This is a genomic window from Sphingomonas sp. SP2 (assembly GCF_058313385.1).
The window spans coordinates 2,031,195-2,045,986 of record NZ_JBZFLD010000001.1; the positions used below are offsets into that span (position 1 = coordinate 2,031,195).

General features: G+C 67.4%; 13 protein-coding genes. 10 read left to right on the forward strand and 3 right to left on the reverse strand.

The window, feature by feature from the left end:
* The first annotated feature begins 5 nt into the window (after positions 1-5).
* Complete coding sequence (locus AC4GYU_RS10330) at positions 6-455, forward strand: ion channel (protein ID WP_491086796.1); 450 nt, start codon at positions 6-8, stop codon at positions 453-455.
* On the opposite strand, the gene AC4GYU_RS10335 is transcribed toward AC4GYU_RS10330, so the two are convergent.
* Together AC4GYU_RS10335 and AC4GYU_RS10340 are read right to left on the reverse strand one after the other, a co-directional pair.
* Positions 452-2,242, reverse strand: a complete 1,791-nt coding sequence (locus tag AC4GYU_RS10335) for a hypothetical protein (protein WP_491086797.1) — start codon at positions 2,240-2,242, stop codon at positions 452-454. The genes AC4GYU_RS10330 and AC4GYU_RS10335 overlap by 4 nt on opposite strands.
* Before the next feature lie 32 nt (positions 2,243-2,274).
* Complete coding sequence (locus AC4GYU_RS10340) at positions 2,275-3,210, reverse strand: TIR domain-containing protein (protein WP_491086798.1); 936 nt, start codon at positions 3,208-3,210, stop codon at positions 2,275-2,277.
* 255 nt (positions 3,211-3,465) lie between these two features.
* On the opposite strand from AC4GYU_RS10340, the gene otsB reads away from it, so the two are divergent.
* From otsB to AC4GYU_RS10385, 9 genes are all read left to right on the forward strand, one after another.
* Positions 3,466-4,191, forward strand: a complete 726-nt coding sequence (otsB, locus tag AC4GYU_RS10345) for a trehalose-phosphatase (RefSeq protein WP_491086799.1) — start codon at positions 3,466-3,468, stop codon at positions 4,189-4,191.
* Entirely contained in the window at positions 4,188-5,969 is a 1,782-nt protein-coding gene (locus AC4GYU_RS10350) for a glycoside hydrolase family 15 protein (protein ID WP_491086800.1), read from the forward strand. Before otsB ends, AC4GYU_RS10350 begins: the two co-directional genes overlap by 4 nt.
* Positions 5,966-7,396, forward strand: coding sequence for an alpha,alpha-trehalose-phosphate synthase (UDP-forming) (locus AC4GYU_RS10355; RefSeq protein ID WP_491086801.1), 1,431 nt, complete (start codon positions 5,966-5,968; stop codon positions 7,394-7,396). The genes AC4GYU_RS10350 and AC4GYU_RS10355 overlap by 4 nt, the downstream gene beginning before the upstream one ends.
* A 36-nt stretch (positions 7,397-7,432) precedes the next feature.
* Positions 7,433-8,365, forward strand: coding sequence for a cation diffusion facilitator family transporter (locus AC4GYU_RS10360; protein WP_491086802.1), 933 nt, complete (start codon positions 7,433-7,435; stop codon positions 8,363-8,365).
* 258 nt (positions 8,366-8,623) lie between these two features.
* The gene (locus AC4GYU_RS10365; RefSeq protein WP_491086803.1) at positions 8,624-9,199 is read left to right on the forward strand and encodes a hypothetical protein; all 576 of its coding nucleotides are present in this window, start codon (positions 8,624-8,626) and stop codon (positions 9,197-9,199) included.
* 131 nt (positions 9,200-9,330) lie between these two features.
* Complete coding sequence (locus AC4GYU_RS10370; protein ID WP_491086804.1) at positions 9,331-9,933, forward strand: hypothetical protein; 603 nt, start codon at positions 9,331-9,333, stop codon at positions 9,931-9,933.
* A gap of 121 nt (positions 9,934-10,054) precedes the next feature.
* Entirely contained in the window at positions 10,055-10,813 is a 759-nt protein-coding gene (locus AC4GYU_RS10375; protein ID WP_491086805.1) for a fimbria/pilus periplasmic chaperone, read from the forward strand.
* 6 nt (positions 10,814-10,819) lie between these two features.
* Positions 10,820-13,324, forward strand: a complete 2,505-nt coding sequence (locus AC4GYU_RS10380) for a fimbria/pilus outer membrane usher protein (protein ID WP_491086806.1) — start codon at positions 10,820-10,822, stop codon at positions 13,322-13,324.
* Complete coding sequence (locus AC4GYU_RS10385) at positions 13,321-14,205, forward strand: hypothetical protein (protein ID WP_491086807.1); 885 nt, start codon at positions 13,321-13,323, stop codon at positions 14,203-14,205. The genes AC4GYU_RS10380 and AC4GYU_RS10385 overlap by 4 nt, the downstream gene beginning before the upstream one ends.
* 15 nt (positions 14,206-14,220) lie before the next feature.
* On the opposite strand, the gene AC4GYU_RS10390 is transcribed toward AC4GYU_RS10385, so the two are convergent.
* Positions 14,221-14,592 carry a hypothetical protein gene (locus AC4GYU_RS10390; protein ID WP_491086808.1) on the reverse strand — a complete coding sequence of 124 codons (372 nt, stop codon included), beginning with the start codon at positions 14,590-14,592 and terminating at the stop codon, positions 14,221-14,223.
* Between the last annotated feature and the right edge of the window lie 200 nt (positions 14,593-14,792).

The following is a 14,792-nucleotide window of genomic DNA, read 5'->3' on the forward strand; positions in this document are numbered from 1 at the left end:
TTGGGGTGCTGGTCACACTGACGGTCGCGGCCGGGCTGACGGCCTTGTGCTGCTATGTGCATCTGCTCGTGCTGCGCGCGCTGAAACAGGTGGTCGACGGCCCGCGCCGGATGGGACATCCCCTGCTCTTCATCATCCTCGTCCTGTTCGCCGCGCACGTGTTCGAAGTGGTGCTCTTCGCTTTCGCACTGTCGGCGCTCGACCTTGCCGGATACGGCCGATTGATGGGCGCGGTGGTCGGCGGGCCCGGCTGGTTCGAGGACCATTTCTATTTCTCGATCGCCTCCTACACGACGCTCGGGATCGGCGACATCGTGCCCGAGGGACCGATCCGCGTGATCGCGGGGATGGAGGCGCTTACCGGGCTCGTGATGGTCGCGTGGAGCGCGTCCTTCACATACATCGCGATGGAGCGGCTCTGGACCCGCACCACCACCGACACGGATCAGCTCTAGGCGGGAATCTCGAGCGAGCGCTCGCTGTAGCTCGCGGTCCATTCGTTGAGGTCGGCGAGCATGATGCTGGCGCTGCCCTCGAGCTCCTTCGCCAGCTGGTCGAGCTTGGCCGCGCCGCGCAGCCGTTCGACATTGCCGCTCAGCGCCTTCACCGTATGCGCCGAGCGGCTCGCCGCCAGCAGATGCTCGCCATGCCCACGCATCCCGAACACCGCGGCGCCGATCGCGGGCAGCCCGGCAGTCAGGAAGATGAAGGCGCCGGTGAGCGTCTTGGTCCACTCGTGGATCAGGAAATAGCCCATGATGTAGAGGAAGCAGGCGGCGATCACCGCGCCCATCAGGAAGTTGCCGATCTCGTGCAGCCGGTGGTCGAGCTTGTGCATCCGCTCGGCGTTGACCTTGTGATAGGCGGCCTGCGGAAGGAGCTGCTCGGTCACCACGTCGTCGGCAAGGTGGCGGATCGAATCCGCCGTCAGTTCGCCGACCGGCCAGTCCATCTGCCGCCACACCGCCGCGGCATACCAATGCGTCCAGTCCGCCCCGCCGCGCCGGTGCATGGCGTGGACGCTTCCCTGGCTGCGGAAAGGCGGTCCGATCATGCCTGTGCGCTTGAGATAAAGGAACGGTCGCAGCGTCTCGGCGAGATAGCGATATTGCAGCCACTTGCGGTGCCAGTTGCCCTGCGTCCCGGCCTTGGTATTGAGGAACAGGAGCCCGATCACGCCAAGCTCGGCGAAGACAAGGTAGAGCTTGATCGACGGGACGATCAGTCCGAACAGGGCAAGGTTCACCGCCAGCGCCGACAGCACGTAATTGGTGATGTGACCGCTTCGGAACAGCTGCGCGTAGCGGATCGCGAGGAAGTTCGCCCAGCCATAGGCCTGCGCGATCGGCTGCCACACTTCGGGGCCGCCAGGGTCGCGGACATCCTTCCAGTCGTGCGCGATATCGTCGGCGACGCTGCTCTGCCGCCACGGCCGCCGCGCCAGTTTCTTCACCCCGAGAATGGCCAGCAGCAGCGGATATTCGAGCCGCCAGTTCGCGGTGCGCTCGCGCTCGTCATAATAGCCTCGGATATGCGCCTGCTCGTCGCGATCGGCGGGGAGCAAGGTGTCGCGGATAAGGTTCGCCATGGCCGCCGGAGCGGACAAGGGCGTCGATTCATAATCGAGCAGGTCGCGCCCGAAGATCAGCCGCGGCTCGCCGGCGGTGCAGCTGTCGCGATCGATCGGGATGTGGATGACGGGCACGGCCGAAGTGAGGGCAAGGTCGACGACATGCGCGGTGCCGCCCGGGCCATTGCCGTCCTTCCCGTCCCACACCGCGATGAGGATGTCGGAGGCTGCGATCACCGCCTTTCCGACCTGGACGTAGGCGGCGTTGGAATCGGCCCGGTCGGACGGCAGCGCAAACACTTCGTGCGCGGTGGTCAGCTGCTGGATGAAGGCGGTCAGCTCCTTCCCCTTGCGAAAGTCGGCGCTGTAGTCCTCCGCCGCGAAGGGCAGCAACGCGCGCACCTTGAAGCCGCAACGCTGCGCGACATCGGCGGCCATCTGGTCGGCCCCGGTGGCGAGCGGCGTATGCAGCCGCACCTGCGGGGCGTCGGCGGCGAAGAGGTCGGGATGATCGCTCGCCAGCAGTTCGGCCGAGCGCCGAAGCTCGCTGAACACCCGCTCGAGGATCGGCGAGGTCAAGGCGACGAGATTGGGCGAAAGCACGCTTGCGCGGTGGCCGGTGATCCCGAGGTTGAGCGTGATCCGCGGCCGCGGCGGATGAGCTGTCGTCACGTGGCGTCTGTCTCCCCCTGCCCCCCGGCCTGTCAGCAGTCGTCCGGACTGCCCAGCCGATGCGTCAATTCGATCTTTCCAACCTTCAGCACCGACCCGACCTCGAGAAAGGCCATGCCCTCGACCTTGCGCCCGTCGACGAAGGTGCCGTTGGTCGAGCGCAAGTCGATCACGCGCAGCCGATCGTCGGCGAGCTCGACGAGGCAATGCGCGCGCGACACGGTCGGATCGGCGAGGATGATGTCGGATGGCGCGGTCCGTCCGATCTTGAGCCCGGCGGTGCTGACCACATAGCGGTTCTCGCGCCCGCGGCTGCCCGACAGTTCGAGCAGGTGGAAGGTGCTGACGTGCGGCTCGAGCGGATCGCTGGCGAGAAGCTCGTGACGGGTGGTGGTTTCGGACGGCGTCGGAGCCGGCGGCGGGCGCCGTTCGGCGACCAGCTGCGCGGCGGCGATCGGCGCGGCGGGCTCGGGCGTTTCCGGCATCGCCCGGCGGCTGGTCGCCGCGGCGGGATCGAACCGGCGCACCGACCGCCCTTCGGCCGCCGGATCATCCTCGGCCGCGCGCCCGACATTGCGGCGAAGATCGTCGATCAGCCGCCGCCAGACGGGATCATCATCGTCGCCATTCCATTCGGTGAGGTCGGTGGTGTGGGTCAGCTGGAAGATGATCGGCCGCTCGCATTCCTCGATCACCACCGGGGCGAGCTTGCCGAGCCGGTCCGCGAGCGTCGCCTCCGCCCTCACCCAGCGCGAGGCGACCGAGCGCGGCGACCACAGGACGACGACCGCGCGGGCGGCGCGCAAATTGCGTTCGATCACCTCGTCGAACGTTTCGCCCGAATGCAGCGCGGCATCCCACCAGACGGTGAAATTCTCGGCCTCGAACCGCTGCGCCAGGTGTCTGGCGACGGTCCGGTCCGACCGGCTGTAGGAGATGAAGATGTCCGTCCCTGACAAGGCTGCCATTTCCCGCCGGGCGGCTCGCCCGTTGCCGTCTTCGCCAAATGCGGGCCGCACGCTCGCCAACATCGCGAGTCGCACCGCGGCCGCCCTTGTCGGTGAATTACGGTTATGAGTCGAGGTTAACGCCAATATCTGTCCCGTCTTGCGCCACTTCGGCGGGGAACAGGCAGGGCGAGCGGATGTTCTGTTGCTGCAACGATGGTTCGCCGGGGCTGTCCTTCGCTTGTGCTTTTCCCACCAACTTCATTTGCAGGACCGATGCCGCTTCCCTCGCCGCCACCCGAACTGCTGCAAGGCGCAAGCCTGTTCCTCGACTTCGACGGTACCTTGGTCGATCTCGCGCCAAGCCCTGACGCCATTCGGGTGACCGAAGCCCTTCGTCCGTTGCTCGCCGCGCTGGTAGACAAGCTCGACGGGCGTGTGACGCTTGTCAGTGGCCGCGCCTCGGCTGACGTCCGCGCCTGGCTTGCCCCACTCGCGCTTGCCGTCGCCGGAAGTCATGGGATCGAGCGCGACGGCGAGACGCCCGCCCGCGCCGACGGCTTCGCCCGCTCGCTCGCCCGTCTGCACGAGGTCGAGGCTCACTATCCCGGCGTACTGGTCGAGGAAAAACCGCTCGGCGCGGCGCTCCACTATCGCAAGGCGCCAGGCGCCGAGGATGCCTGCCGGATCGCCGCCGACGAGGCCGCCGCTTTGTCGGGCTTGTCCGTACAGCCCGGCAAGATGGTGTTCGAACTGAAGCCCGCGACCGGCGACAAGGGGAGCGCGGTCCACGCAATCATGGCCGAGCCCGCCCGGGCCGGCACCCGCCCCCTGTTCGTCGGTGACGACCTTACCGACGAGCATGGCTTCGCCGCGGCCGCCGCGCTCGGCGGTGCCGGGATTCTCGTCGGTCCCGAACGCGCCACCGCCGCGACCTATGGCCTTGCCGACGTGGCGGCGGTCCACGAATGGCTCGAGCAGGCCCGCAAGGTGCTGGCATGAGCGACCTCGACCTCTGGCCGATCGGCAATTGCCAGGTCAGCGCCCTGCTCGATTCCAACGCCGAGATGGTCTGGGCCTGCGTCCCCCGCGTCGACGGCGACCCGCTCTTCTCGGCCCTTCTTGGCGGCGAGAAGAGCGAGCGCGGCCTCTGGGCGATCGACCTCGAGGGTCAGGTCTCGGTCGAGCAGAGCTATCTTCGCAACACGCCCATCCTTTCGACCCGCAAGACCGATGCTGCTGGCAACGCCATCGAGATCATCGACTTCTGCCCGCGCTTCCGCCGGCTCGGCCGAGCCTATCGCCCTGCGGCCTTCGTCCGGATGGTTCGCCCGGTCGCGGGCAGCCCCCGCATCCGCGTGCGCCTCCGCCCAACGCAGAATTGGGGCGAGGCCGCGGCGCCGCTTCCCGGCGGCTCCAACCATATCCGCTTCGCTCTTCCGGCATTGCCGATGCGGCTCACCACCGACGCCCCAGTCACGCTCGTCCGCGAGGAGCGCGCCTTCCGGATCGAGCGACCGCTGACCTTCTTCCTCGGTCCTGACGAGCCGTTCAGCGACGATGTCGCGCGGACCGCCGCCGACATGCTCGCGCACACCACCGCCGAGTGGCGCGAATGGGTGCGCGGTCTCGCCACCCCGGTCGAATGGCAGGACGCCGTTATCCGCGCGGCCATCGCCTTGAAGCTCTGCCAGCATGAGGAGACGGGCGCGATCGTCGCCGCGCTCACGACTTCCATTCCCGAACATGCCGGCTCGCAGCGCAACTGGGACTATCGCTACTGCTGGATCCGCGACGCTTACTATACCGTCCAGGCGCTCAACCGGCTGGGCGCGCTCGACGTGCTCGAAGGCTATCTCGTCTACCTTCGCAACATCGTCGACGATGCCGAGGGTGGCGACATCCAGCCGCTCTACGGGGTCAGCGGCGAAGCCGGCCTCGAGGAGCGCGAGGAACAGGGCCTGCCCGGCTATCGCGGCATGGGGCCGGTCCGGGTCGGCAACCAGGCCTATGAGCAGATCCAGCACGACGCCTACGGCCAGATCATCCTCTCCAACGTCCAGGCCTTCTTCGACCGCCGCCTGTTCCGGGTCGCGACCGAGGAGGATTTCGCCTCGCTCGAGAAGATCGGCGAGCGCGCCTTCGCGCTTCACGACAAGCCCGACGCGGGCCTTTGGGAATTGCGCACCCGCAAGCATGTCCACACCTATTCCGCCGCCATGTGCTGGGCCGCTTGCGACCGGTTGGCGCAGGCGGGCCGTGCGCTCGGCCTCGACGCGCGCGCCGCTTACTGGGCGGACAAGGCCGGGATCATCCGCGGCAACATCGAACGGCACGCCTGGCGCGACGAGGAGAAGTTCGTCTCGGCGACCTTCGAGGGCAGCGACCTCGACGCGAGCCTGATCCAGCTCCTCGACCTCCGCTTCTTCGCGCCCGAGGACCCGCGTTTCCAGGGCACGCTTCGCGCGGTCGAGGGTGGACTCCGCCGCGGCTCGCACATGCTCCGCTACGCGACCGAGGACGATTTCGGCCTTCCCGAAACCGCCTTCAACGTCTGCACCTTCTGGCTGATCGAGGCGCTTCAGGCGACCGGCCGCGAAGCCGACGCCCGCGCCTTGTTCGAGGAGATGCTCTCGCGCCGCACCGGTGCCGGTCTCCTGTCCGAGGACATCGATCCGCAGACCGGCGAATTGTGGGGCAACTACCCGCAGACCTATTCGCTGGTCGGGACGATCAACTGCGCCGTCCTGCTCAGCAAACCCTGGAGTTCGGTCCGATGAACCGACTGATCGTCATCTCCAATCGCGTCGCCGCCTCGACCGGCGGGGCCGCGGGCTCGCAGGGCGGCCTGTCGGTCGCGCTCACCTCGGCATTGCGCGAAAGCCGCGGCCTGTGGTTCGGCTGGTCGGGCAATGTCACCGAGGAATTCACCGGCCAGATCACCTTCCATCGCGAGGAGGGCGTCACCACCGCGACCGTCGACCTCGAGGAACAGGACGTCGAGGAATATTATAACGGCTACGCCAACCGGACGCTGTGGCCGCTCTTCCATTATCGCATCGACCTTGCCGAATATGAGCGCGGCTTCGCGGGCGGCTACCAGCGCGCCAACGAGCGGTTCGCCGAGACGGTCTTCCCGCTGATCGAGCCCGACGATGCGGTCTGGGTGCAAGACTATCACATGATCCCGCTCGGCGCGGAGTTGCGCAAGCGCGGCTGCCGCAACCGGATCGGCTTCTTCCTCCACACGCCCTGGCCGCCCCGCCGGCTGCTGCTGACCCTGCCCGAAGCGCCCGAGCTGGTCGCGACCATGTTCGCCTATGACGTGATCGGCTTCCACACCGACGAATGGCTGCAGTCCTTCGTCGATTTCGTGGTGCTCGAATGCGGCGGCACCTATGCCGGCGGCGTGCTTCGCCTCGGCGAGCGGCAGATCCGCCTCATTACCTGTCCGATCGGCATCGACAGCGCCGAATTCGCCGCGCTTGCGAAGAGCGAGGAGGCCAAGACGGTCATCGCCCAGATGCGCGAAAGCGCGAGCGGCCGGGCGATGATGGTCGGGGTCGACCGGCTCGACTACAGCAAGGGCCTCGAAGAGCGCTTCCTCGGCTACGAACGCTTCCTGATCGAGAACCCCGAGGAGCGGAAGGAAGTCTTCCTCCTCCAGATCGCGCCGCCCTCGCGCGCAAGCGTCGAAAGTTACCAGCGGATCCGAAGCACGCTCGAGGGCCTGTCGGGGCGAATCAACGGTGCCCATGCCGATCTCGACTGGGTCCCGATCCGCTACGTCAACCAGGGCTATTCGCGGGCCGAACTCGCCGGCGTCTATCGCGCCGCACGGATCGCGCTCGTCACGCCCTTGCGCGACGGGATGAACCTCGTCGCCAAGGAGTTTGTCGCCGCGCAGGATCCCGAGGATCCGGGCGTCCTCATCCTCTCGCGCTTCGCTGGTGCCGCGGCGCAGCTGAAGGACGCCATCCTCGTCAATCCCTACAGCGCCGAGGAAATGTCCGACGCCATCCGCACCGCGCTCGCGATGGACAAGGCCGAACGGGTCGCCCGCTGGCGCGCGATGTTCGACAATATCGAGCGCGAGGACGTGGTCTGGTGGCGCGAGTGCTTCACCGAGGCGCTGCTTGCCGCCGTCCCGCCCGGGCCCGGCGACACGCCCGCCTGGCTCAAGACCGCAGCCGTGATCGGCGCGTGACGCCGCGCCCGCCCTTTGCCACCGAAGACCTGCGTCGTGGCCGACCATAGTTCGCGCACCGCGGTCATCGCGGCGCTCATCGGCAACCTCGCCATTGCCGTTACCAAGGGCGTCGCCGCGGCGCTGACCGGTAGCTCGTCGATGCTCAGCGAGGCGGTCCACTCGGTCGTCGATTCCGGCAACGAAGTGCTGCTCCTCTACGGACAGAAGCGATCGACCCGACCGCCCGACGCCATCCACCCCTACGGCTATGGCCGCGAGCTCTATTTCTGGTCGTTCATCGTCGCGCTGCTGATCTTCGCGCTCGGCGCCGGCGTCTCGATCTACGAGGGCGTGATCCATATCATGGAGCCCGAGCCGATCAGCCGGGCGTGGATCAATTACACCGTCCTCGGCCTCTCCTTCCTGTTCGAATCCGGCAGTTGGTGGTTTGCCTGGAAGAGCTTCAACGCCGACCGCCGCGGGCAAACCTTCTGGCGCGCGTTCCGCAACAGCAAGGACCCGACCCGCTTCCTCGTCCTGTTCGAGGACAGCGCGGCGCTCATCGGCATCGTCATCGCCGCGCTCGCAACCTATCTGTCGACCAGCAGCGGCACGCCGTGGATCGACGGCGCGGGTTCGATCCTGATCGGGCTTCTGCTCGCCGCGGTCGCCATTCTCCTCGCACGCGAAAGCAAGGAACTGCTGATCGGCGAACGAGCCTCGCCCGAGATTGGCAAGTCGATCCGCCGCATCGCCGCCGAGGAAAGCTGCGTCAGCCGGGTGATCGACATCACCACCTCGCAGCTTGCCCCCGACCAGGTCATCGCCACCATCGCGATCGACATCGAGGATGAATTGCGCGTGCCCGAGGTCGAGGCGCTGATCGCGCGGCTGGAAAAGCGCATTGCCGCCGAGCATCCCGAAGTCTTCCGGATATTCATCCGTCCCGAACCGGCGCCCGACGCGGAAAATCCTCCGAGACTCTAGCCACAGTCGCGTGCTTGCCGCGCGCTGGACATCCAAAAAAAAGAGCCGGATTCGAGCAAGTGTCGCGATGAGATTTGCTTGCCTGACAAGAGCAGGATTTGTCGCTGTGTTATTTCGGCACAGGAGAAGCGCGTCAGAAAATGGCGTCTTCCCAAATAGATCAACAACGCGCATTAAAGAGTTGTTAACCGATTCGCGCTGCGGGGAAGTTAGCCGAAGTCCTTAACGCATCTGTTGAGGATCTGGGGATCGGTGTTCATGCGTCCTGTTGCGTACGGCGTTCTCGCTCCGCTGCTGTGCCTCGCCGCCATGCCGGCCCAGGCCGCCAGCGTCTCGATCCCCGCCAATCTCGTGCCGTCGCTGCGCTATGAAGTGAGCGGCGTGATCGTGCCCGCCTGCACCTTCGCGCAAGGCGCCCGCGACAATGCCATCGCCGAACTCGCCGACCCCGCGAACGACACCGTCCGCTCGGTCCGCATCGACCTGCCGTTCACCGTCCAGTGCAATTCGCCCGTGCGGGTCGCGATGGTCTCGAACAATGGCGGTCTGAGGCATGTCGGCGTCGGCACCAGCGACCCCGCCTTCACCTCGCTCGTACCTTATGACGCGATCGTCAAACTGCCCGACGGCAGCGCCGCCTTGAGCTGCACCAGCCAGTCGATGGCGCCCGACCAGGCCGCCTGTTCGGCCCGCACCACCCAGCCGGTTTCCGCCGGCCGCGGCCATATCGCTGTGTCGGTTCCAGCGCAGGACCGCCTGCTGCTCGCCGGCCGCTACCAGGATCGAGTCACGCTGACTCTCACCCCCATCCTCGGCGGGGAGAATGGCAGCTGACATCACCAGATGTACGGGGGTGCCGCGTCGCGGTTCGCTCGGCATGACCTCCGTCCGGTCTCCTAGTTTCCACCTGACGGTTTGACCTCGGCGCCCCCCACGGGTGCCCCCACGTAAAGGGGAGTAGTACCATGAAGAAGTTCCTAATGATCGCCACCGCCGCCGCCACCCTCGCCACTCCGGCGATGGCCGCCGACTGGCAGGGTCAGACCTACGGCCAGGACGCCATCGGCCTTTATGACCTCGGCGCGAGCGTTCAGACGTTCTGCAAGTTCGGTACCTCGAGCAGCGGTGAAAATGTGACCGGCACCACCGTCACCCCGGGTGCGCCGGGTTCGGCCGCCGAAGGCGACGGCTCGTTCGAGTTCGACATCCAGAACATGAGCGACAACACCGTCAAGGGCGCGTTCGGCCGCTACAAGATCGCCAAGGCGGTCTGCAACACCGGTCACGACCTGACCGTCCAGTCGGCCAATGGCGGCCTGCGCAATAGCGCCACGACGCCCGACACGGACTTCGTCAGCCTCGTCCCGTACAACGTCGCCCTGCTTTTTGACGGCAATGGCGCGCAGACCACCTCGACCGCCGCGACGACCGAGACCTCGGTCTCGACCATCCGCGAAGCCCGCGCTGGTGCGTTCGAAGTCGGCATCCAGGTTCCGGCGATGGACAAGCTCCTGATCCAGGGCCGCTACACCGATCGCCTGGTCGCGAAGATCCGTCCGATCGTCTAAGACCACATCGGTTTGGGAAGGGGGGCTCCGGCTGGGGCTCCCCTTCTTCAACATTCCGGTAAGGCCCCGTCCCTAAAGCTAGGGCCGACTGTCTCGCGTATTGTCCAGGAAAGTTGCGTCCATGATGAAGTCCCGCCCGCGCGTGCTGCTCGCCTTGGCAGCGCTCCTGATGGGGCTCTTTGCTCTGGCGACGCCGAGCCTCGCCTTGCTCGTCCGCCCGATCATCATCGACCTTTCCGCCAGCGGTACCGGCGTCAACGGCCAGATCGAGGTCGTCAACGACCGCAACAAGCCGATGGCGATCGAGATCAAGGTCAACAGCTTCACCTTGCCCGAGCGCGGCGAACTGGCGCTTGGCGCCGACGCCTCGAAGGACTTCCTCATCTTCCCCGCCATCGCCCAGCTTCCGGCTGGCGGGCGCCAGGTGTTCCGGGTCCGCTATGTCGGCGATCCCGCCATCGCCCAGAGCAAGCTCTACATGTTCTCCTCGTCCGAGCTTCCGGTCAGCGAGTCCGCGACCGGCGACAAGGCGCAGATCGAGGTCCTCTATTCGATCAGCTCGGTCGTCGCGGTCCGTCCGCCCCGCGCCAAGGCCGCGATCGCCATTGCCGGGGTCGAGCGCTCGGTCGGGCCCGACAAGCAGCCCGGCATCCGCATCACCTTCCAGAACAAGGGCGCGGCGCACGGCTATGTCGGAAGCACCGTGCTCGACCTCGCCTCGGGGTCGTGGCGCAAGTCGGTCGGCGCCGACGAAACGGGCAAGGCCTTCGGGCTCGGCCTCGTCCCGGCCAATGCCCGTCGCTCGCTCTTCATTCCCGTCGCCGGCGTTCCCGCGACCGGCGCCATCGACGTGACGATCAAGGCCGCCAGCGAAGCCTGATCGACCATGGCCGGGTCCGCTCATCCCCGCGCCCGCCGCGCCACTGTCCTGCTGCTTGCGGGAAGCGCGCTGCTGGGCGGCCCCTCGGCGGCATTCGCGCAGGATGCCGCGGCGCCGATCGGCCCCTCGCCCGCCGCCGTCCCCGCCCCGCGTCCGAAGCTCAATACCTCAGGCCAGGCGATCGACCTCGTCGTGCCGCTGCGCGAGCGAGTCCCGCTCGGGCAGGTCGCGGTCCGCATCGCGCCCGACGACAGCGTCACCGTTTCGCTGGCCGATGTCGCCGCGGCGCTCGGCCGTTCGGCGACCCCTGCCTTCCTCGACCGGATCCGCGCCATCCCCGCAAGCGATGGCTACGCCAGCCTCGACGCTTTGTCGGCCGCGGGCCTGACCCTCGCCTTCGATCCCGCCGCACTCGATCTCACCGCAAGCTTCGACGCCTCGGGCCGACCCGAGCGCACGCTCGGCCTCGGCTATGCCCGCGACAGTGTCGGCGTGCTGCCTGACACCTCGTCCGGCTTCGCGGCCTATCTCAGCTACCAGGGCAGCCTCGACTGGATCCACCGCGGTCCCGACGCCGGCCTGCGCCGCCCGATCGCCAACTTCGATCTCAACGGCCGCCTGTTCAATCTGGTCTCGTTCGAGAATCAGTTCACCTACGACGGCAATCGCGCACCCTCCTTCAGCCGCTATGCCTCGCGCCTGATCTACGACCGGCCCGACAGCTCGCTGCGCTTCCAGGCCGGCGACCTCTTTTCGATCCCGCAGGTGTTCCAGGACCAGCCCGAGCTGGCCGGCGTGGGTGTCACCAAGCTGCTGCGCGAATTCCGCCCCGACCGCGTCTACACGGCCAGTGCGGGCCGCCGGATCACGCTCAACGATCCCGCGACCGTGACGGTGATCGTCAACGGCGCGCCGTCGCAGACGCTGCGCCTCGATGCCGGAAACTACAATCTCGAGGACCTGCCGCTCACCGGCGGCGCCAACAATGTCCAGCTGCTGATCGAGGACCCCGCGGGCGGCCGCCGGCTGGTCACCTTCGACTTCTTCCTCGACAGCGAATTGCTCGCCAAGGGCGTCGATGAATATGACGCCAAGCTCGGCATCCGCAGCGACTATGACAGCGGCCGGCGGTCCTATCTGTCGAAGCAGCCGCTGGTGACCGGCTTCTACCGGCGCGGCCTGTCCGAGCAGGTGACCGCCGGCGCCAACCTCCAGGCGACCCGTACCCGCCAGCAGTTCGGCACCGAGGCGATCATCGGCACGCCCGTCGGCCTGTTCACCGCCAACGCCTCGGTCAGCCACCTGCGCGACTATGGCAGCGGCTATGCGGCGCGGCTCCAGTATCGCTATTCCTCGCCGCTCGCGCAGGAGCTTGGGGCGCGGCGCATCGACCTGTTCGCCGAACATCGCAGCGAGAATTTCGGCGGGGTCGAAACCGATCGCCCGGGCAACAGCACCGTCTGGTTCTTCTCGGGCCGCTACAGCCAGCCGCTCAGCCGCCGCCTCTCCTTCGGTCTCGGCGCCGATTACCAGATCGGCCGCAACGGCGAGCGCAACCGTTATGCCGTGCGCGGCAGCGCCGGCTACTCGCTCGCCAACGGGATGCAGATCAATGCGTCGGCCGGGTTCGAGCAGCGCTCGGGCCTCGTCTTCGGCGCGACCTTTTTCTGGCGCCGCAGCCGCAACTCGCTCGTCACCGCCCAATATGACAGCCGGATCGACGACGCCCGGATCGGCTATTTCTATTCGCCGCAGCGCCCGATCGACGCCATCGCCTGGAACATCGAGGCAAGCCGCACCAACGGCGTCGCGGGGCTCAACGGCACCGCCGTCTGGCGCACCAACCGCGGGGACTTCGAAGTGTCGCAGCGCGCGGCGCTGATTGGCGGCGACAGCGACAATCGCACCATCCAGAGCTCGGCCCGGGTTCGCGGCACGCTCGCCTTCGCCGACGGCCAGCTCGCGCTCGGCCGCTACCTCACCGACAGCTTCGCGATCGTCGCTCCGCACCGCAGCCTCAAGGGCGCGCAGGTCGTGGTCGGAAGCCGCGTCGGCGACGTGGTCGAAGCACGCAGCGGGACGCTCGGCCCGGCGCTCGTTCCGCTTTCCTCCTATTCGCCGCGCGCGGTCTATTTCAACGTGCCCGACGCGCCCGAGGGCTATTCGATCGGCGAGGGCAATGAATCCTTCTTCGCCTGGCTCCACAGCGGCCGCCGCGTGGTGGTCGGCTCGGACTATAACGTCACCGTGATCGGCACCTTGCTCGACGCGCGCGGCGAGCCGGTCGCGCTCATCGCCGGGACCGCTCGCCGGACCGACGTCGCCCAGTCGCCGACCGTCGCCATCTTCACCAATCGCGAAGGCAAGCTCGGCGCATCGGGCCTGTCGCCGGGTCGCTGGCAGATCAGCGCGGGCGACAATCTCTACGACCTCGTGATCCCCGCCGAAGCGGATTCCTTCGCCGACCTTGCAACGCTCCGCCCGTCCGGGCGACGGGAGAAGCGACCATGACCAAGTGGACCATCCTCGCGGGCGCTGCGATCGCTGCAGTCCTGCCTCTGGCACCCGCCCAGGCTGACAATGGCTGCGCGGTCCAGGCGCCGGTGATCCAGCCGCAGACCGTGATCGTCACTTATGATCCGTTCGATGCGGCGACGGCCAATTCAGACTTCCTGATCCGGCTCGACACGATCAATTGCCCGCCCAACCGCAACCTCTTCCTCGAGATCGATCCGATCGATGCGACCCAGAGCGACGGCACCTCGATCCGCTTCGCCGGAACAAGCGGCGCCAGCCTCCTCGCCGCGATCAGCGACCAGCGCGGCGGACAGGGCCACGGCCGCGACGATTTCTTCAACGTCACTGCCGGAAGCGAGACCTTCTACCTCGTCGTGCCGCGCGGGCAGGTGGTGCCGCCGGGCGATTATCGCGCGCAGGTCCGCGCCGCGGTCCGCCTCAACAACGGCAAGGGCGAGCCCGAGGCGCAGACCCCGTTCGAGATCGTGATCCGCGTCGGCGCCGCGATCGGGCTGGTCCCGGCCATCGGCCGCGGGCTCGATCTTGGCGAATTGCGCGACGGCGACCGGGCCGATGCGCCGGTCAGCTTCGATGCCTATGCCAACGTCCCCTACCGGCTGACGGTGCGCTCGGATTATGGCTATGTCCTTCGCCGCGGCGGGGTCGCGACCAGCAATGGCCCGGCCTATCTGCCGCAGCTCGACAACGACCTGCTCACCACCAGTTCGCCGCAGCGCGATTTCCCGATCCCGCCGGCGAACCTCTGGCGGCGCCGCCACAGCCTTGACGTGCAGGTGCCGAGCATCGCCGGGCAGCAGGCCGGGACCTATCGCGATTATTTGACGGTGGAGATTGGCGCGCTGCTCGGCGAGTAAGCGCCGCCGCTCTTCCTAGAGCGGCATGACCGACAGATGCACCAGCACCGGCCGGCCGCGATCGAGCTGCCGGGCGGACTCGACTGACCAGTAACGCTGCTGGCGCCGCGGTCCCAGGGTGGTGAAGGTCGCCGCTCCGGTCTCGTCGATCGCCGCGCGCTCACTGCCCGCGAGCACGATGCCCTGCGATAGATTGGTGAAGCTCGCCCGGACGCGATAGCCGCCCGGCGTATTGCAGACCTCGGCGACGAGGCCGATCGCCCCATCCTCGCCAAGGCGCGGCGCGGGCGCGTCGATCCGGCAGAAGGATTTGACGTCGGCGGCAAGCGAAAGGTCGACCTCGCCTGGCGCGGCGGCGGCCGGCGAAGTGACGGCGGCAGCGGCCACCAACGGCAACAAGAGCCCGAATGCCCGCAACGCAACCTCCCGACGACAATGTCAGCCGCCGTTCCTAGGCCCTCCTCCTTCCCATCTGGTTAAGAGCAATGTCATTTCCGCACCGAAGACCGGGCTTTCACGAAACTTTTACGGCCGGGCTCCGGCTTCGCATGGCATTGTAACGCACCCCCGCGCCACCTCGCGCTCCG

What these genes read in the sequence shown, in the direction of transcription:
- AC4GYU_RS10350 (WP_491086800.1), top strand. Translation starts at nt 4,188, where the DNA reads ATGAGCGACCTCGACCTCTGGCCGATCGGCAATTGCCAGGTCAGCGCC.
- AC4GYU_RS10365 (WP_491086803.1), top strand. Translation starts at nt 8,624, where the DNA reads ATGCGTCCTGTTGCGTACGGCGTTCTCGCTCCGCTGCTGTGCCTCGCC.
- AC4GYU_RS10385 (WP_491086807.1), top strand. Translation starts at nt 13,321, where the DNA reads ATGACCAAGTGGACCATCCTCGCGGGCGCTGCGATCGCTGCAGTCCTG.
- AC4GYU_RS10375 (WP_491086805.1), top strand. Translation starts at nt 10,055, where the DNA reads ATGATGAAGTCCCGCCCGCGCGTGCTGCTCGCCTTGGCAGCGCTCCTG.
- AC4GYU_RS10370 (WP_491086804.1), top strand. Translation starts at nt 9,331, where the DNA reads ATGAAGAAGTTCCTAATGATCGCCACCGCCGCCGCCACCCTCGCCACT.
- AC4GYU_RS10340 (WP_491086798.1), bottom strand. Translation starts at nt 3,210, where the DNA reads ATGGCAGCCTTGTCAGGGACGGACATCTTCATCTCCTACAGCCGGTCG.
- otsB (WP_491086799.1), top strand. Translation starts at nt 3,466, where the DNA reads ATGCCGCTTCCCTCGCCGCCACCCGAACTGCTGCAAGGCGCAAGCCTG.
- AC4GYU_RS10380 (WP_491086806.1), top strand. Translation starts at nt 10,820, where the DNA reads ATGGCCGGGTCCGCTCATCCCCGCGCCCGCCGCGCCACTGTCCTGCTG.
- AC4GYU_RS10355 (WP_491086801.1), top strand. Translation starts at nt 5,966, where the DNA reads ATGAACCGACTGATCGTCATCTCCAATCGCGTCGCCGCCTCGACCGGC.